The organism is Streptomyces poriticola, from assembly GCF_036689765.1.
GTDB lineage: Bacteria > Actinomycetota > Actinomycetes > Streptomycetales > Streptomycetaceae > Streptomyces > Streptomyces poriticola.
The window spans coordinates 94,586-111,917 of the sequence record NZ_JBAGKH010000015.1 but is presented as its reverse complement, the minus strand read 5'-3'; the positions used below and the strand labels follow the sequence as shown (position 1 = coordinate 111,917).

Sequence of the window (17,332 nt, the reverse complement as noted above, 5' to 3'; positions counted from 1 at the left end):
GCCGTGCCTCCGACCCTCCGGTCCCGCCCAACTATAAATATGTCGATAGGTCTCTGTCGCTACCGTGATTGGACACTGACACTGAGTCAACTAGCCTTGTCGACGCGGTTCCTCGCGCGCAGAACCGAGGGTGGTCCGAGCCACGAGGGGGGAGGCTCGGACCACCCGCTGTCCACAACCGTGACAGGCGATCAGTCCCGCGAGGCGACCAGTGCCCGCAGCAGATCCGTCACCAGGTCCTCAGGGTCCTCCGCCCCGACCGACAGCCTGATGAAGCCCTCCGGTACCGCATCACCGCCCCAGCGCCCGCGCCGCTCGGCCGTGGACCGTACCCCGCCGAAACTCGTCGCATCGTCCACCAGGTGCAGCGCGTCGAGAAAACGATCGGCACGCGCGCGCGTGGGAAGCGTGAAGGAAACGACGCACCCGTAGCGGCGCATCTGCTGTGTGGCGATCTTGTGGGACGGATCGTCCGGCAGTCCCGGGTAGCGCAGGCCGGTCACCTCCGGACGCCTCTGCAGAGCCTCGGCCACCCGCAGCGCGGTCGCGTTCTGCCGGTCGACCCGCAACTGGAGCGTGGCGATGGACCGGTGGGCGAGCCATGCTTCCATAGGCCCGGGGATCGCTCCGACGATCTTGCGCCAGCGCCGCACTCCGTTCATGGCCTCGCCGTCGCGGCCGGTGACGTATCCCAGGAGAAGATCGCCGTGGCCGGTCAGCTGCTTGGTACCGCTGGCCACGGAGAAGTCGGCGCCCAGCTCCAGCGGACGCTGCCCGAGGGGTGTGGCGAGGGTGTTGTCGACGGCGACCAGGGCGCCGCGCGCATGCGCCGCCTCGACGAGCCGCCTGACGTCACACACATCGAGCCCGGGATTCGACGGCGTCTCGATCCACAGCAGCCTGGCGCCGTCCAGCACCTCGAGCTGGGCGTCGCCGCGGGTGGGCGCGGTGCGGACCTGGACGCCGTACGCCTCGAGCTGGGTACGCACCAGGGGCAGCACCTGGTAGCCGTCGCTGGGCAGGACGACCGCGTCACCGGCGCGCAGCTGGGAGAAGAGCACCGACGAGATCGCTGCCATGCCCGAGGCGAACACGAGTGTCTCCACGTCGTCCCGCCCGGGCGCCTCCAGACCGCCGACGGCCTGCTCCAGCAGGGTCCACGTCGGGTTCTCGTCCCGCCCGTAGGTGTACGGACCGGTGGGATCGCCGGGCAGATGGAAGTGGGCGGCGAACACCGGACCGGGCAGGGTCGGCTCGTGCCTGACCGGCTCGGGCAGCCCGGCCCGTACCGCGCGTGTGCCGTCGCCCGCGCCGATGCCCGCGTCGCAGGGCGGAGCGCCCGGGTCATGGGGCAGCGCGTCCGGGTTGGTGCCGCGCCCGTCATGTGTGGCGGAATCGTTCATGCCGCCCGTCCCTCCACCTGCTCGCGTACTTCGGCGAGCAGGCCCTGGCTCGCCGCCACCACCATCTCGAGGCACTCCTCGAAGCCGTCCGCGCCCCCGTAGTACGGGTCAGGCACGTCCAGGTCGCCGCCGCTGACGGCGGGGTCGTAGGACCGCAGCAGACGCACCTTGGCCGCGTCCTGCTCGGTGGGAGCCATCCGGCGCAGCGCCCGGAGGTGGCCGGCGTCGAGGGCGATGACGAGATCCAGGCGGGAAAACCACTCCACCTGGAACTGCCGGGCCGTGTGATCCAGGCCGTAGCCGTTGCGCTCCAGGACGGCCATGGTGCGCGGGTCGGCGCCCTCGCCCTCGTGCCAGCCGCCCGTACCGGCGCTGTCCACGCCTACCCGGCCCTCGAGCCCGGATTCCGCCACGCGCGCGCGGAAGACCGACTCGGCCATCGGGGAGCGGCAGATGTTGCCGGTGCAGACGAAACAGACGCGATAGGTCATCGGTGCTCAGTCCCCGTCGGGCAGGAAGGCGTTCAGGGCCCAGGAGACGATCGAGATGATCAGCCCGCCCAGGACCGCGGTCCAGAAGCCGTCCACATGGAAACTCAGATCGAGCCGGTCCGCCAGCCAGGATGTCAACAGCAGCATGAGTGCGTTGACCACCAGAGTGAACAGGCCCAGCGTCAGGATGAACAGGGGAAGGGTCAGCAGCTTCACGATGGGCTTGACCAGCAGGTTCACGAGGCCGAAGAGCAGTGCCACGAGGAGTAGCGTGCCGATCTGCCGGCCCGTGCTGTCACCGGTCAGGGTGATCTTGTCCAACAGCCATACGGCGACCGCCAGGGCGCCCGCGTTCGCGATCGTCTTGACTACAAAATTCTTCATGTGTCTGATCGTGGCAGACAGGGTCGGGCACATGGGAAGAGTCAGGGGCGGACAAGGTGAAGGCATTCCGGCTGGACGAACTGGAGGCGGAGCGCGCCGCGAACGACGGGGCGTACCTCCAGTTCCTGCGGGAGCGGAACATGTCGGTCGGCCTCTACGCCCTCGACGCGGGCACGGCCGATCCGCAGAAGCCGCACTCCCAGGACGAGGTGTACTTCGTCGTGAGCGGCCGGGCCTCGATCACCGTCGGTATGGAGACCACCCAGGTCGCCCGCGGCAGCGTGGTGTACGTGCCGGCCGGTGTCGCCCACAAGTTCCACCACATCAGCGAGGACCTGCGGGTTCTGGTGGTGTTCTCTCCGCCCGAGAGCTGATCGGGACCCAGGGATTCCCTAGGGGTTCTGTCAGGGGACGACAAGGGATGCCAGGCCCCCGCGCGGGGCATCGCGGCCCTAGCATCGAGTGCAGGACAGGGGAGATTCCCGGACACGGGCTCCCGGACACGTTCCCGTACCCGTGGGGCCCGGCACTCGAAACGGGCGGCGCGGGCGGGCGGAGAGGTGAGGACGAGACCGATGCGAGAGATCTTCACGGGACTGCCGTGGTGGGTGAAGTGGATCGCGGTGCCGGTCATCGCCCTGGTCGTGTTCGGCGGACTGATCGCCAGCGTGGTGGGCTTTGTGATCGGCCTGCTGTTCAAGGTGCTGCTCTTCGTGGCGCTGGTCGGTGGACTGGTCTACGTCGTACGGAAGTTCACTGCGAGTTCCTCCTCCCGCGGCGACTGGTGAGGACTGTGGGACACCGGTGGGGGTAACGGGAATCACCGGTTCCCTCGCGCGAGGGAAGTTTGCTGCACGGGTCGTATGCAAGCCATGACAGGTGGTTAGAGTCCGGAACTCCACGCGGGACAACCCCGCGAGCGGTCGACACCCCACCCGTGTTCTCCGCACCGGCTGCCCCCTCACGCCTCGGGAGCGACCTTGGCCACGGCTCAACCCGCATCCGTCCCGCTGCACCCCCTCCCCGTGCAGCCCCGTTCGACTCCGCCCGCGGGGGAGGGCGCCCCTGCGGGAAGGGCTGTCGGCCCGTCCGTGGGCAGACCCCCCGTCGATAATCCGAGCAGTGGCGGACCCGGCGCCGGCGGATCCTCCGTGACGCTGATCGGATCCGTGCAGCGTGCGATGCGGCTGCTGGAGACCGTCGCCGAGCATCCGTACGGCGCCCCTGCCAAACAACTGGCCCGTGAGACGGGCCTTGCGCTCCCGACCGCGTACCACCTGCTGCGCACCCTCGTTCACGAGGGGTATCTGCGCCGGGAGAAGGGGCTGTTCTTCCTCGGGGAGGCGGCCGAGCGGCTGAGCAGCAGCGGGGCGCAGCAGAAACGTCGCAGCACAGTGGTCGACACGCTTGCACGCTGGCGCGATGCCATCGGCGTGCCCGTGTACTACGCCCGGTATCACGAGGGCGAGATCGACGTCGTCTGTGTGTCCGACACTCCGGGCATTCCGGCGGTCCAGGAGTGGGCCGACTTCCGTGAGACCGGACATGCTCATGCGATCGGACAGTGTCTGCTGTCGCAGCTGGACGAGGAGTCCCGCCGTGATCACCTCGCCCGCTACCCCGTACGGTCCGTCACGCCGTACACGGTGCGTGACGACCATCATCTGCAGCGGCGCCTGGACTCCATGCGACGGACGGAGCCGGTGGTCGAATGCCAGGAGTACGCCCTCGGGACGGTGTGCGCGGCGCTTCCCATCACCATCGGCACCACGGCCGCGACGATGGCCATCTCACTGCCCGCTCACCAGGCCGACCGGCTGCTGCCCGCTGCACTGCAGCTGCAGCACGAGGCGGGGCGGCTTCTGGGATCGCTGGCGATCTCTATCAGTATCTGAAAACTCACTCCTTGTGATCTGGTGTGTACGTTCAGCAAGATGCCACCAGTGTAAGAGGTTTGATTCCCGGCCAGTCGACGGCGAGACGGGGTAGGCGATGCGCGAGTCCGTACAGGCAGAGGTCATGATGAGCTTTCTCGTGTCCGAGGAGCTCTCGTTCCGTATTCCGGTAGAGCTGCGCTACGAGACGTGTGATCCCTATGCCGTGCGGCTGACCTTCCATCTCCCCGGCGATGCCCCGGTGACCTGGGCCTTCGGCAGGGAGCTGCTGATCGACGGAGTGGGGCGGCCGTGCGGGGACGGTGATGTGCGGATCTCGCCCGTGGACCCGGAGCCGTTGGCCGAGGTGCTGATCCGTCTTCAGGTCGGCGGTGACCAGGCAGTGTTCCGCTCGTCGGTGGCACCGCTCGTGGCCTTCCTCGACCGCACCGACAAGCTGGTGCCGCTGGGCCAGGAAGGCGCGCTCGCCGACTTCGACGCCCATCTCGACGAGGCCCTGGACCGGATCCTGGCCGAGGAACAGAGCGCGGGCTGAAGCGTCACAGCGGTCGTACGGCGGTGGCGTAACGCTTCGCCGGGGCGTCAGCGCTTGCGGCGGCGGCCTCGTCCGCTGCGCGCCGGGGCCGTGCCGGCCCCGGCTGCCGTCGCCGGCCCGGGACGGTCGGCCGACACCACCAGGGCCGCCAGCGCGGTGGTGACGGGTACCGACGCCACGAGGCCGATCGAGCCGACCAGTGTGCGCACGATCTCCTCGGCGACCAGTTCGCTGTTGGCGACCGTGCCCACGCTGCTCTGGGCGATCGAGAACAGCAGAAGCAGAGGCAGAGCTGCGCCCGCATAGGCCAGGACCAAGGTGTTGACGACGGATGCGATGTGGTCGCGGCCGATACGGATGCCCGCGCGGTACAGCCCGCGCCAGCCCATCGTCGGATTGGCGTCGTGCAGCTCCCAGACGGCCGACGTCTGGGTGACCGTGACATCGTCGAGGACACCGAGCGAGCCGATGATGATGCCGGCCAGCAGCAGACCGCTCATGTCGATCGTCGGATACAGCCCGTGGATCAGACCGGTGTTGTCGTCCGTGTTGCCGGTCAGCGCCGCCCAGTCGATGAACGCCGACCCGAGGATGCCGATCAGCAGCAGCGAGATCAAGGTGCCCAGTACCGCGACGGACGTCCGGGCCGACAGCCCGTGACACAGGTAGAGCGCCATCAGCATGATCGCGCTGGCCCCGACCACCGCCACGATCAGCGGGTTGGAGCCCTGCAGGATGGCGGGCAGGATGAAGAAGTTCAGCACCAGGAAGCTGATCGCCAGCGAGATCAGCGCCATGAGCCCGCGGAGCCGGCCGACGACCACCACGGCGACCGCGAAGATCCCGGCCAGCAGTGCCATCGGCAGTCGGCGGTTGATGTCGGTCACCGAGTACTGCAGATCCTCGGGAGCGGAGGGTTCGTAGGCGACCACGACCTTCTGGCCCTCGTGCAGCTGCCGTGACTGGTCCGGCTGCACGATCTCGGTGAAGGTCCGGCCTTCGTCCTGGCCGGTGTCGACCCGGATCGTCGCCCTGTCGCAGGTGCCGTTCTGCCGTTGTACCGCGGAGGAGCCCTCCGCGGTGGAGGTGTCGCCGGTCGGTGGGACTCCGGAGGCGTTGACGTCCTCGCAGTCCACCTCGACCACCTCGGTGACCGTGGCCTGCTGCGTTTGGCGGTCGAATCCGACCCCGGTGCGCTCGTGCGGTGGCGCGCCGCCGGGCCAGAGCACGGTGAGGCCGACGGCCACGGCCGCGGCGAACGGGATGAGGACGGCCGCGATGACCCTGCGCAGATGCCTCGAGACCGGTGTCGCGGGCCCGTGGCTGTGCCCGTGCCCGTGCCCGTGACCATGTCCGGATCCGCCTCCGCCTCCGCCGGAGTCCGAACCATGACCGCCCGAACCATGCCCGTCCCCCGAGCCATGCCCCGCACCGGAGTCGTGTCGGCCTCCCGAACCGCCGCCGTGTCCGCCACGGAAGCCCTGGCCGTCTCCGGGGCCAGGGCCGCTCGCGGGGCCGTGCCCGCGGTGTGGGTCGGGCGGGGGCGAGGGAGGATGCTGCATCGTGGTCACCGGCCGATCATCGCAAGAACACAGGGGGCCCTCTGTTCACCGCGCCCGAATTGGCGCTAGCGTGGGGGGCACCTTTGTACACGCGGGAGCTCGGAGCACCGGGCTGAGAGGGCGCTGACCTCCGTCCCAGCGATGTTTCACATGAAACATCACCGAAGTCGAGTGATGTTTCACACGAAACGTCGGCAGACGGATACCGCTGCGTCGACCGCCGAACCTGTTACCGGGTAATGCCGGCGTAGGGAGTAGGTCTCATGACCATCAAGGACGCACGCACGCCTGCCTCCATGCAGAACGGGCAGACCCCTGCCCCGCAGAGCACTGCCGACGGGGAGGCCGGGAAGTCCATCGGATGGCACAAGGCGTATGTCGAGGGCTCGCGCCCCGATCTGCGCGTGCCGGTCCGTCAGGTGCATCTCACCAACGGGCAGTCGGTCACGCTGTACGACACCTCGGGCCCGTACACCGATCCAGCCGTCGATACCGATGTCCGCAGGGGACTGGCGCCGCTGCGCGAGAACTGGATCATCGCCCGTGGCGACACCGAGGAGTACGCGGGCCGTCCTGTCCGTCCCGAGGACGACGGGATCAAGCACACCTCGCCGCGTGGCGGACTGCGCAACCTCGATGCGGTCTTTCCCGGTCGGCCGCGTCAGCCGAGGCGAAGCCGGGACGGTCACGCGGTCACCCAGCTCGCGTACGCGCGCAGGGGCGAGATCACACCCGAGATGGAGTACGTGGCCATCCGGGAGAACGTGACGCCGGAGGTGGTGCGCGAGGAGATCGCTGCGGGCCGGGCCGTGCTGCCGGCCAATGTCAACCACCCCGAGATCGAGCCGATGATCATCGGTAAGAGGTTCCTGGTCAAGGTCAATGCCAACATCGGCAACTCGGCCGTGACCTCCTCCATCGAGGAGGAGGTGGAGAAGATGACCTGGGCGACCCGCTGGGGCGCCGACACGGTCATGGACCTGTCCACCGGACGCAATATCCACACCACCCGTGAGTGGGTGCTGCGCAACTCCCCCGTGCCCATCGGCACCGTGCCGCTCTACCAGGCCCTGGAGAAGGTCGACGGCAGGGCCGAGGAGCTGACGTGGGAGATCTACAAGGACACGGTCATCGAGCAGGCCGAGCAGGGCGTGGACTACATGACCGTCCACGCGGGCGTGCGCCTTCCGTACGTACCGCTGACCGCGAACCGCAAAACGGGCATCGTCTCTCGCGGAGGGTCGATCATGGCCGCGTGGTGCCTGGCGCACCACAAGGAGTCGTTCCTGTACGAGAACTTCGAGGAGCTCTGCGAGATCCTCGCCGCTTACGACGTCACCTACTCCCTCGGCGACGGCCTTCGGCCGGGGTCGATCGCGGACGCCAACGACCGTGCGCAGTTCGCCGAGTTGGAGACGCTCGGGGAACTCAACCGGATCGCGAAGCGTTGGAACGTACAGACCATGATCGAAGGCCCGGGCCATGTCCCGATGCACAAGATCAAGGAGAACATCGACCTTCAGCAGGAGATCTGCGATGAAGCTCCGTTCTATACGCTCGGCCCGCTGACGACGGACGTCGCCCCGGCGTACGACCACATCACCTCCGGCATCGGTGCCGCGATGATCGCCTGGTGGGGCACGGCCATGCTCTGCTACGTCACGCCCAAGGAACACCTGGGTCTGCCCAACCGTGACGACGTCAAGACCGGCGTCATCACCTACAAGATCGCGGCCCACGCGGCCGACCTTGCCAAGGGGCACCCCGGTGCGCAGGAATGGGACGACGCGTTGTCCGACGCCCGCTTCGAGTTCCGGTGGGAGGACCAGTTCAACCTGGCCCTCGACCCGGACACGGCACGGGAGTTCCACGACGAGACCCTGCCGGCCGAGCCCGCCAAGACGGCCCACTTCTGTTCCATGTGCGGGCCGAAGTTCTGCTCGATGAAGATCTCGCAGGACATCCGCCGGGAGCATGGTGGCAGCCAGACCGAGATCGAGGAGGGCATGGCCCGGAAGTCGGAGGAGTTCGCGGCTGCGGGCAACCGCGTGTATCTGCCGATCGCCGACTGAGCGGACCCGGTCCGGTCGGCGGGGAGGGGACGGCTCGCCCCCTCCCCGCCGCGGTGGGGCTGTCGGCAGACTGGTCCCATGACAGCCACACCCTTGAACAAGGGCGCCAACCTCGCCGTCGACTCGTCCACGGTGCATGTCGAGCTGGCCTGGTCCGCCGGGCCCGGTGTGCCCGAGGTCGATGCCTCGGCCCTGCTGCTCGGTGCGGACGGACGGGTGCGGGACGACGGTGACTTCGTCTTCTACAACCAGCCCCGGCACGGCTCCGGTGCCGTCGAGCACACCGGGAAGCGGAAGAGCGCCGATGCCGCCGTCACCACCGACGCCCTGGACGTGGACCTGCGCTCGCTGGAGCCGGCTGTCGAGCGGATCGTGCTCTGCGCGTCGGCCGACGGCGGGACCTTCGGGCAGGTGCCCGGACTGTCCCTGAGGCTGCTGGACCGCGCGACCGGAGCCGAGCTGGCCCGTTTCGAGATGACGGCGGCCACCGAGACCGCGATGATCGGCGGCGAGCTGTACCGGCGCCAGGGGAGGTGGAAGTTCCGCGCGGTAGGACAGGGCTATGCTTCCGGGCTGGCGGGGCTGGCGACCGACTTCGGTATCACCGTCGACGACGCGGCCGCGCCGCCCGCACCCCCCGTAGCTCCTGCTGCCACTCTCCCTCCTCCTGTCACGGCCCCGTCCCTCCGCGCCCCCGCTGACCGGACGGCACCCCCGGAGGCGGGACCCCGGCTGACCAAGGGCGAGGAGCGGTTGCCCGTGGACATGCGCAAGCGGCTGTCGCTGCGCAAGGAACAGGTGGCGGTCAGCCTGCGCAAACACGGCGTCGGCGCGGTGACGGCGCGGGTCGTGCTGGTGCTCGACGCCTCCGGGTCGATGTCCTTCCTCTACTCCAAAGGAGTCGTGGCCGATGTCGTGGAGCGCATGGCGGCGGTGGCGGCGCAACTCGACGACGACGGGGAGATGCAGGCCTGGACCTTCGCCTCGAACCCGGCCCGCCTGCCCGACCTGCGGTTGGGCGAGCTGCCGGACTGGCTGCGGCTGCATGTGCGCGTCGGTGAGATCGGTCTGTTCCGCCGCGGCCGGAAGAAGGGCCTGGAGCCGGACCAGGTCGACATGCGCGCGGTCGGGATCCAGAACGAGGAGCAGAAGGTGATCGCCGAGGTGCGGGCGTTCGTCCGGGCCCACCCGGCGCCGGTGCCGACCCTGGTGCTGTTCTTCTCCGACGGCGGGGTCTACCGGAACACCGAGATCGAACGTGAACTGCGGGAGGCGGTGGAAGAGCCGGTTTTCTGGCAGTTCGTGGGGCTGGGCCGGTCCGACTACGGAGTGCTGGAGCGGTTCGACACGCTCCCCGGCCGTCGCGTCGACAACGTGGGCTTCTTCGCGGTGGACGACATCAGCAGCGTCCCCGACCCGGAGCTCTACGACCGGCTGCTGTCCGAGTTCCCGTCCTGGATCAGGGCCGCCGGCCAGGCGGGAATCCTCTGATCAGGCGACCGGCGTGCGCTCCCCTTGCGCAAGAGTTCCGCCCGGGGGGAGCGCAGGCCGGTGCTCATTCCGGCCGGTGCTCGGGACCGCCGAATTCCGGGCTGGAGTAGTCCGGGCTCGAGTAGCGCGGCCGGTGCCCGGCGGCGGTGCCCTCGTCGGGACTGGTGAACCCGGGGCGGTCGTAGCCGAGGTGCGGCATGCGACCCCTCGGTGCCGACGGAGTCGTGCTCTGCAACGCCGTCGCCGCGCTCGGGTCGGCGAGCGCGTCCCTGAGGAACGGCAGGATGCCGCGTTCCAGCAGCGCCTCCCGCCAGGCATCCCTGGCCTGGGTCAGCTCTCCGTCCAGTTCGCCGTAGCGCCCCGCCTCCGCCGAGGGGCGGTTGCGCAGCGCGGTGAGCAGCAGCCCGACCGCGGCGACGAGGATCGCCACGGCGGTCACCGCGCCGAAGACCCATCCGGTGGTCAGCATGGTCTGGGCGAACGCCTGCCCGGGGGCGAGCATCTTCAGCACGTACCCGACGAGCAGGAAGATCGCCGCGGCGGTTCCGGCCAGCACCGGTGCCAGCACGGCGACGATGGCCACGGCGCCCGCACCGGCGGCCTCGGCGACCTCTCCCATGGTGGCGGCGAGCCCCACCGCACTCGTGCTCGACTCCTCGGAGCCGGATTCGCGCGCGGGCGTGGACGGGGTGGACGTCGCCGGCTGGCGCAGTTCCTCGCGGACCTTGACGTAGTGCTGGTACTCCGTGGCCGCTGCGGCGGTGATCAGCGCGCTGGCGCCCAGGGCCATGGTGCGCAGTTGTTCGGTGTTGAGCCGCTGGCCGAGAGAGGCCAGTTCCGGGCGGTGTGGTGCGGAGCGCAGCGCCTCGTTGAGGATCCGCTCGTACTCTTGACGGTCCTCGCTCAACAATTGCTGCGGAACGCTGTTCATGTGCATCCCCCGATGCTCCGTAGGGCTTGGGGCTCGCATGCCAACGAGCCGTCGGGCAGAAACGGAGGGGAGCCTGCTACGGATAGACCGATGGTAGAGCGGTGACGGCAGGCGGTGACAGGGGGTTTCCAGAAATTGGGTGTCTGCCTGTACGAACGCGGACGGTCCGGTGCCCGTCAGATGAATGGTCAGTCGCTCAGCGGCAGTTGCTGGACCAGCAGCTTTCCGGCCATGGTCACGCCGCCGTCCATGGCGATGGCCAGTCCGTCGGCGTAGACGTGAGGTCCGTCGACGACGGGACGGGCCTCGTCCTCGCCGTCCTCGGAACCGACCTCACCCAGCAGGTACGGGATGGGGCTGTGACCGTGAACGATGCGGGTGCCGCCGTACGTATCCAGCAGCGAGCGCACCGCGTCGGCGCCGCCCTCGTCCCGGAAGGAGAAGCGCTTGGTGAACTTGCGGAACAGGTCCCAGCACTCGTCGGCGTCGTTGCGCGTGAGCGTTTCGCGGACGGTGTCGTTGACCTCCTCGATGGAGCCGCCGTAGTCGAGGTACGAGGTGGTGTCGGAGTGGACCAGGAGGTGGCCGTCGACCTCTTCGAGGGCGTCCAGCCGGGCCATCCACTGCAGGTGATGGTCCTGGAGGCGGTCCATGTCGGTCTTCTGGCCGCCGTTGAGCAGCCAGGCGGCCTGGAAGGTCGCGGTGCCGGCTCCGGAGTTGACCGGCGTGTCGCCGAACCGTTTGGCGCCGAGCAGCAGCAGTTCGTGGTTGCCCATCAGCGCCTTGCAGTAGCCGCCGGCCGCGGCGGCCTCGGCGGACAGCCGCATCACCAGGTCGATGACGCCGATGCCGTCCGGACCGCGGTCGGTGAAGTCGCCGAGGAACCACAGCCGGGTGGTGCCCGCGCACCAGTGCCCGGCGGCGTCGATCAGGCCCTTCTCCTGCAGCGCGGCGACCAGCTCGTCGAGGTAGCCGTGCACGTCGCCGACCACGTACAGCGGGCCGGGACCGGTGCCCGGCTGCGTGACCGGTGCCGCCACGGGGTCGACGGTCACCTGAACCGTGTCACCGCGGTTGATGACGGGAAGATCGCGTTCTGTGGGCGTGTACCCGTCGGGGTGGCTCTGCTCGTGCGGCGGGGCGATGTCGCCGGGGTGCGTGCTGTGGCCGTACGGACCGGTCTCGTGGACGTACGCGGGCACCCGGAAGTCGCGCACTGTCGCCGTCCGCTCCGCCTCGGGTCCCCGACCGGCCCCCTGAGTCATCGACCCCTCCACCATCGCGCCGCATCTGCACCGCTTCGGACTGCCTGGTCGCAGCGGCCCGCGGTGTCGTGGGCCCATCATAGGAATGCGGATCGCGCCGTGTGATGACCCAGGGGTGGTGAATCGGAACGGGACGCCTCTTCACGGCGGCTTTCGCCCCGATTGGGCCGGGGTTCGCCCGGGCACCGGATCGCTCTCGCGGCACACCGCGTCCGTTGTCCGGGGTGCGGTTGCCTGTGGCCGGGCATGTGGGGCGTGCCCGGCGGCCACGCATGGAGCGCGCTCGCCGTCCACACCCGGGGGTGCGCCTGCCATCCGCCGGAGCGCGCCCGCCGTCCGGGTGACGCTTCCCGCGTGCCGTTGTCCGCCACCGCCCGTTGTGCTCCCTTCCGCCCCCGTGCGTTCCTGCCGCCGCCCGTCATACCACCCGTAAACCCTTCCGCCCTTCCATCCTTCCGTCCGAGTGTCCGGCGTGTCCGCGCATCCGGCGTCCGGCTACTGATCCTCGGGCGAGCGCGGCGGGCTGACCGTCGTGCGCGGCGGGCGGCGCTGCGAGGAGTTCCGCACGATCAGCTCGGTCGGTATCACCTGCTCGACCGGCTGGTCCGAGTCGACGCCCTCGATGGCGTCGATGAGGAGCTGCACCACCGCCGTGCCGATGCGGCGTGGCTTCAGCGACAGCGTCGTGATGGGCGGCTCGGTGCTGGCGTACATCGTGGACTCGCTGCAGCACACCAGCAGCAGGTCGTCGGGTACTCGCAGGCCGTAGCGGCGGGCGGCGGCGAGCAGGTCGGTGCCGTTGGGGTCGAACAGTCCGTAGACGGCGTCGGGCCGGTCGGGGCGAGCGAGCAGCCGGTCGGCGGCGACGGCTCCCGCACACGGGTCGTGCGCCGGGTAGGCCTCGTACACCGGGTCCTGGCCGACCCGCTCGCACCAGCGCAGATAGGCCGTGGTCGACAGGTGGGTGTAGGTGTCGGTCGAGGTGCCGGTGAGCAGGCCGATGCGGCGGGCTCCGGCGTCGGCGAGATGGTCGAGGATGCCGAGGACGGCGGCCTCGTGGTCGTTGTCGACCCAGGCGGTGACCGGGAGTGCTCCCGCGGGCCGACCGTCGGAGACCACCGGCAGGCCCTGGCGGACCAGCTCGCCGACGACCGGGTCCTGGTCCGAGGGGTCGATGACGACCGTGCCGTCCAGGGCGACGTTGGACCACACGTCGTGGCGGGAGGTCGCGGGCAGGATGACCAGGGCGTATCCGCGGTCCAGGGCGGCGGACGTGGCGGCCCGCGCCATCTCGGCGAAGTACGCGAACTCGGTGAAGGTGAAAGGTTCATCCCCGTACGTCGTGACGGTCAGGCCGATGAGTCCCGACTTGCCGGTCCGGAGCGTACGGGCGGCGGCCGAGGGGCGGTAGCCCAGCCGGTCGGCCACCTCGCGGACATGTCGGCGGGTGGCGTCCGGGAGCCGGCCCTTGCCGTTGAGGGCGTCGGAGACGGTCGTGATGGAGACTCCGGCGGCGGCGGCCACGTCCCTGATGCCCGCCCGGCCCGGCCGGCTGCCTCGACGTGAGGTTTCCGCGCGGCTCACCTTGTGCTTCCCTGCTGCTGTCATGGCGAGCCGATAGTAGGGCTCATGCAGTGGGGTAGGGCGGACGCATATGCGTCCGTTGACAGGCACGTTTCTGCATGGCTGCTGTAGGTGAACTGCCTTGGAAACCAAGGCAGTTCCCACCTCGCATCCCATTACGTGATGTGTGGGCATGCGCGGGCCTGGCAAGGCCCCGATGTTGCGAAGAGGTCTCAACTCACCTTCACGGGGGATGCGCGCCACGGCGTGAGCCACCGGCGCATAGATATATGTGCGGCGCGCCCCCGGAACGTACGCCTTCGTGTGCTGATGCCCCTGATTCCCATGTGACTGCTGAGAGGACTCCCGGATGACCGCCGAGCTCGGCTCCGTCTGTTCGCACCTATACGCAGCGGCGCCGAATCCTCATAAGGTGAGGAGCATTCGATGCCGGTGGTGGTCATGAGGAGGACTGCGGTGAGCGAGACGAGCCCCAAGCTGCGCGCAGAGCTGGAGGGTATCCCCACCTACAAGCCGGGCAGGCCCGCGGCGGTCGGCGGCCCGGTCGCCTACAAGCTGTCCTCCAACGAGAATCCGTATCCGCCGCTGCCCGGTGTGATGGAGACGGTGACGGCGGCCGCCTCCTCCTTCAACCGATACCCGGACATGGCCTGTACGGGCCTGATGAACGAGCTGTCCGAGCGGTTCGGCGTCCCTCTCACCCATCTGTCCACCGGCACCGGATCCGTGGGTGTCGCCCAGCAGCTGCTGCAGGCGACCTCAGGACCCGGTGACGAGGTGATCTACGCGTGGCGGTCCTTCGAGGCGTACCCGATCATCACGCAGATCAGCGGTGCCACCTCGGTGCGCGTGCCGCTGACGCCGGGTGACGTGCACGACCTGGACGCCATGGCGGAGGCCATCACCGACAGGACCCGGCTGATCTTCGTCTGCAACCCCAACAACCCGACGGGGACCGTGGTGCGGCGGGCCGAGCTGGAGCGGTTCCTGGACCGGGTCCCCAGTGATGTGCTCGTGGTGCTGGACGAGGCCTACCGCGAATTCATCCGGGACACCGACGTGCCGGACGGCCTTGAGCTGTACCGCGAGCGTCCCAACGTCTGTGTGCTGCGGACCTTCTCCAAGGCGTACGGCCTTGCCGGACTGCGGGTGGGCTTCGCCGTGGCCCATGAACCGGTGGCGGCGGCGCTGCGCAAGACTGCGGTGCCGTTCGGGGTGAGCCAGCTTGCGCAGGACGCGGCGATCGCCTCGCTACGGGCCGAGGACGAGCTGTTCGGCAGGGTCGGTTCGCTGGTGTGTGAGCGCACGCGCGTGGTCGACGGGCTGCGTGCCCAGGGCTGGACGGTGCCGGAGACCCAGGCGAATTTCGTATGGCTGCGGCTGGGGGAGCGGACCGTCGCCTTTGCGGAGGCGTGCGAGCGGGCCGGTGTGGTGGTGCGGCCGTTCCCGGGCGAGGGTGTGCGGGTCACAGTGGGCGAGAGCGAGGCGAACGACATCTTCCTGAAGGTGACGGAAGCGTTCCGCAGAGAGGTGTAGGGAGGCCGGCTCGTGCAGCGCGTCGCGGCGTTTGTCACGTCGGCTACGCGTCCACGGCCTCCACGCGGATCGGGTCGCCACCGCGGACCGTCGCCAGCAGGCGGGGGTCCCCGTTCAGGCGGCCCATGACATTGCATGGGCTCGCGAGGCGGCACTCTCCCCCGAACTCCGATCTGGGGGACCCCCAACCTTGCGAGATCGGCGTCGGTCCGTAAGGGAGCGCCAAGGCGTCGCCGTCGGTCCAGAAGACGACCGTGCCTGGCTCGACGACCTGTCGGGCATTCGTTTCACGTGAAACCGACATACCTGTGTCGAAGTACACCTCCTCACCCCAGGTGTGTGCGCTTGCCGTAAGCGGCAGGGCCTTGAGGAACGCCTGCGTGGTGGCGGTGTGGTCGAGGGTCGCAGTGAGGTGTCCCGCAGGCCAGGAGATCCGGATCTGTGTCTGCTGTCCCTGTGTGTCCATGCGGCGAATTCAACAATATGTTGAAGTTCTTGCCAAGGGGTTGACGTCACAGGGACCCCCCTGTCGATGGCGAAAAGCTGTAGGTCATAATTGCTTGTGAATGTGAACGCGTTCACAAGCGTGTCTGGTTGCTCCCGGGTTAGGTGCGGCGTACACGCACAAACTGCCGCTGACCACGGCGATGTGGCGAGGTAAGGAGACCGACGACGTGGACATGGCCCTGGCGCCGGAGACGCTGGCGCGCTGGCAGTTCGGTATCACCACCGTCTACCACTTCCTTTTCGTTCCCCTGACGATCTCGCTGGCCGCCCTCACGGCCGGACTGCAGACCGCGTGGGTGCGGACCGAGAAGGCGAAGTACCTCCGGGCGACCAAGTTCTGGGGCAAGCTCTTCCTGATCAACATCGCCATGGGTGTGGTCACCGGGATCGTGCAGGAGTTCCAGTTCGGCATGAACTGGTCGGACTACTCGCGGTTCGTCGGCGATGTCTTCGGTGCGCCGCTCGCCTTCGAGGCGCTGATCGCCTTCTTCTTCGAGTCGACCTTCATCGGCTTGTGGATCTTCGGCTGGGACAAGCTGCCCAAGAAGCTCCATCTGGCCTGCATATGGATGGTCTCGATCGGCACCCTGCTGTCGGCGTACTTCATCCTCGCGGCGAACTCCTGGATGCAGCACCCGGTCGGCTACCGGTTCAACGAGGAGAAGGGCCGGGCCGAGCTGACCGACTTCTGGGCGGTCCTCACCCAGAACACCACGCTCAACCAGGTCTTCCACAGTTTCTCGGCCGCCTTCCTCACCGGCGGCGCCTTCATGGTGGGCATCGCCGCCTTCCACCTGATGCGCAAGAAGCACATCCCGGTGATGCGGACATCGCTCCGGCTCGGCCTGGTCACCATGGCTGTCGGCGGTCTGCTCACCGCGGTCAGCGGCGACACCCTCGGCAAGGTGATGTACGAGCAGCAGCCGATGAAGATGGCCGCCGCCGAGGCCCTGTGGGACGGCGAGAGCCCGGCACCCTTCTCCGTCTTCGCCTACGGGGACGTCGACGAGGGACACAACAAGGTCGCCCTCGAGATACCCGGACTGCTCTCCTTCCTCGCCCATAGCGACTTCGAGTCGTATGTACCGGGCATCAACGACACCAACGAGGCCCTGCAGGAACAGTTCGGCCCCGGTGACTACAAGCCCATCGTCCCCGTCGCCTACTGGGGCTTCCGCTGGATGATCGGCTTCGGAATGGCGTCGTTCTCCCTCGCTCTGCTCGGCCTGTGGCTCACCCGGAAGAGGTTCCTGCTGCCGCGCGCCCGGCGGACCGGCGAGGACGAGGTGCCGCATCTGGTCCTGCTGAAGAAGCCGCTCGGATCGAGGCTCACCCGGCTGTACTGGCTGCTGGCGCTGTGGACGATGGGCTTCCCGCTCATCGCCAACGCCTGGGGCTGGATCTTCACCGAGATGGGCCGCCAGCCGTGGGTCGTCTACGGGCTGTTCCAGACCCGCGACGCGGTCTCCCCCGGTGTATCCCAGGCTGAGATCCTCACCTCGATGATCGTCTTCACCACCCTCTACGCCGTGCTGGCCGTCATCGAGGTCAAGCTGCTCGTCAAGTACGCCAAGGCCGGCCCGCCCGAGCTCACCGAGGCCGACCTCAATCCGCCCACGAAGATCGGCGGCGACCTCCGGGACGCCGACAAGCCGATGGCCTTCTCGTACTAGGCC

General features: G+C 68.7%; 16 protein-coding genes. 8 read left to right on the top strand and 8 right to left on the bottom strand.

All coding sequences use genetic code 11. The features are described from left to right. Positions 1–191 precede the first annotated feature (191 nt). Genes V5O46_RS19870 through V5O46_RS19860 form a run of 3 tightly spaced genes read right to left on the bottom strand, consistent with a single transcriptional unit; the run spans position 192 to position 2,278 of the window. The gene (locus tag V5O46_RS19870) at positions 192–1,403 is read right to left on the bottom strand and encodes a cystathionine gamma-lyase (protein ID WP_332885968.1); all 1,212 of its coding nucleotides are present in this window, start codon (positions 1,401–1,403) and stop codon (positions 192–194) included. After that, entirely contained in the window at positions 1,400–1,894 is a 495-nt protein-coding gene (locus tag V5O46_RS19865; RefSeq protein WP_332885967.1) for a low molecular weight protein-tyrosine-phosphatase, read from the bottom strand. The genes V5O46_RS19870 and V5O46_RS19865 overlap by 4 nt, the downstream gene beginning before the upstream one ends. Before the next feature lie 6 nt (positions 1,895–1,900). Next, a complete protein-coding gene (locus V5O46_RS19860; protein WP_332885966.1) occupies positions 1,901–2,278 on the bottom strand; it encodes a phage holin family protein in 378 nt (125 codons plus the stop codon). Positions 2,279–2,334: 56 nt separating this feature from the next. Here V5O46_RS19860 and V5O46_RS19855 point away from each other — a divergent pair, with 56 nt between their 5' ends. From V5O46_RS19855 to V5O46_RS19840, 4 genes are all read left to right on the top strand, one after another. Then, positions 2,335–2,652 (top strand): cupin domain-containing protein, encoded by a 318-nt coding sequence (locus V5O46_RS19855; RefSeq protein ID WP_332885965.1) that lies wholly within the window; start codon positions 2,335–2,337, stop codon positions 2,650–2,652. 201 nt (positions 2,653–2,853) lie between these two features. Then, entirely contained in the window at positions 2,854–3,066 is a 213-nt protein-coding gene (locus V5O46_RS19850; RefSeq protein WP_332885964.1) for a DUF5326 family protein, read from the top strand. 369 nt (positions 3,067–3,435) lie between these two features. After that, the gene (locus tag V5O46_RS19845; protein ID WP_408649026.1) at positions 3,436–4,173 is read left to right on the top strand and encodes an IclR family transcriptional regulator; all 738 of its coding nucleotides are present in this window, start codon (positions 3,436–3,438) and stop codon (positions 4,171–4,173) included. Positions 4,174–4,270: 97 nt separating this feature from the next. Continuing rightward, positions 4,271–4,708 (top strand): SsgA family sporulation/cell division regulator, encoded by a 438-nt coding sequence (locus tag V5O46_RS19840; RefSeq protein WP_332885962.1) that lies wholly within the window; start codon positions 4,271–4,273, stop codon positions 4,706–4,708. Positions 4,709–4,755: 47 nt separating this feature from the next. Here the strand turns inward: V5O46_RS19840 and V5O46_RS19835 are convergent, their stop codons facing one another. After that, positions 4,756–6,279 (bottom strand): YibE/F family protein, encoded by a 1,524-nt coding sequence (locus V5O46_RS19835; RefSeq protein ID WP_332885961.1) that lies wholly within the window; start codon positions 6,277–6,279, stop codon positions 4,756–4,758. A gap of 254 nt (positions 6,280–6,533) precedes the next feature. Between V5O46_RS19835 and thiC the strand changes: the two genes are divergently transcribed. Next, a complete protein-coding gene (thiC, locus tag V5O46_RS19830) occupies positions 6,534–8,342 on the top strand; it encodes a phosphomethylpyrimidine synthase ThiC (protein WP_332885960.1) in 1,809 nt (602 codons plus the stop codon). Between the two features lie 78 nt (positions 8,343–8,420). Continuing rightward, positions 8,421–9,833 carry a VWA domain-containing protein gene (locus V5O46_RS19825; protein ID WP_332885959.1) on the top strand — a complete coding sequence of 471 codons (1,413 nt, stop codon included), beginning with the start codon at positions 8,421–8,423 and terminating at the stop codon, positions 9,831–9,833. A 64-nt stretch (positions 9,834–9,897) separates the two neighbouring features. Here the strand turns inward: V5O46_RS19825 and V5O46_RS19820 are convergent, their stop codons facing one another. The 3 genes from V5O46_RS19820 to V5O46_RS19810 all read right to left on the bottom strand — a co-directional run bounded on the left by V5O46_RS19820 (position 9,898) and on the right by V5O46_RS19810 (position 13,637). Then, a complete protein-coding gene (locus tag V5O46_RS19820) occupies positions 9,898–10,770 on the bottom strand; it encodes a hypothetical protein (RefSeq protein WP_332885958.1) in 873 nt (290 codons plus the stop codon). A 182-nt stretch (positions 10,771–10,952) separates the two neighbouring features. After that, positions 10,953–12,044, bottom strand: coding sequence for a metallophosphoesterase (locus V5O46_RS19815; protein ID WP_332885957.1), 1,092 nt, complete (start codon positions 12,042–12,044; stop codon positions 10,953–10,955). Between the two features lie 480 nt (positions 12,045–12,524). Next, positions 12,525–13,637 (bottom strand): LacI family DNA-binding transcriptional regulator, encoded by a 1,113-nt coding sequence (locus tag V5O46_RS19810; protein ID WP_332885956.1) that lies wholly within the window; start codon positions 13,635–13,637, stop codon positions 12,525–12,527. Positions 13,638–14,069: 432 nt separating this feature from the next. Here V5O46_RS19810 and hisC point away from each other — a divergent pair, with 432 nt between their 5' ends. After that, positions 14,070–15,149, top strand: a complete 1,080-nt coding sequence (gene hisC / locus V5O46_RS19805; protein ID WP_332885955.1) for a histidinol-phosphate transaminase — start codon at positions 14,070–14,072, stop codon at positions 15,147–15,149. 43 nt (positions 15,150–15,192) lie between these two features. Here the strand turns inward: hisC and V5O46_RS19800 are convergent, their stop codons facing one another. Next, positions 15,193–15,615, bottom strand: coding sequence for a cyclophilin-like fold protein (locus V5O46_RS19800; RefSeq protein WP_332885954.1), 423 nt, complete (start codon positions 15,613–15,615; stop codon positions 15,193–15,195). A 208-nt stretch (positions 15,616–15,823) separates the two neighbouring features. On the opposite strand from V5O46_RS19800, the gene V5O46_RS19795 reads away from it, so the two are divergent. Then, positions 15,824–17,329, top strand: a complete 1,506-nt coding sequence (locus V5O46_RS19795) for a cytochrome ubiquinol oxidase subunit I (protein ID WP_332885953.1) — start codon at positions 15,824–15,826, stop codon at positions 17,327–17,329. Positions 17,330–17,332 lie beyond the last annotated feature (3 nt).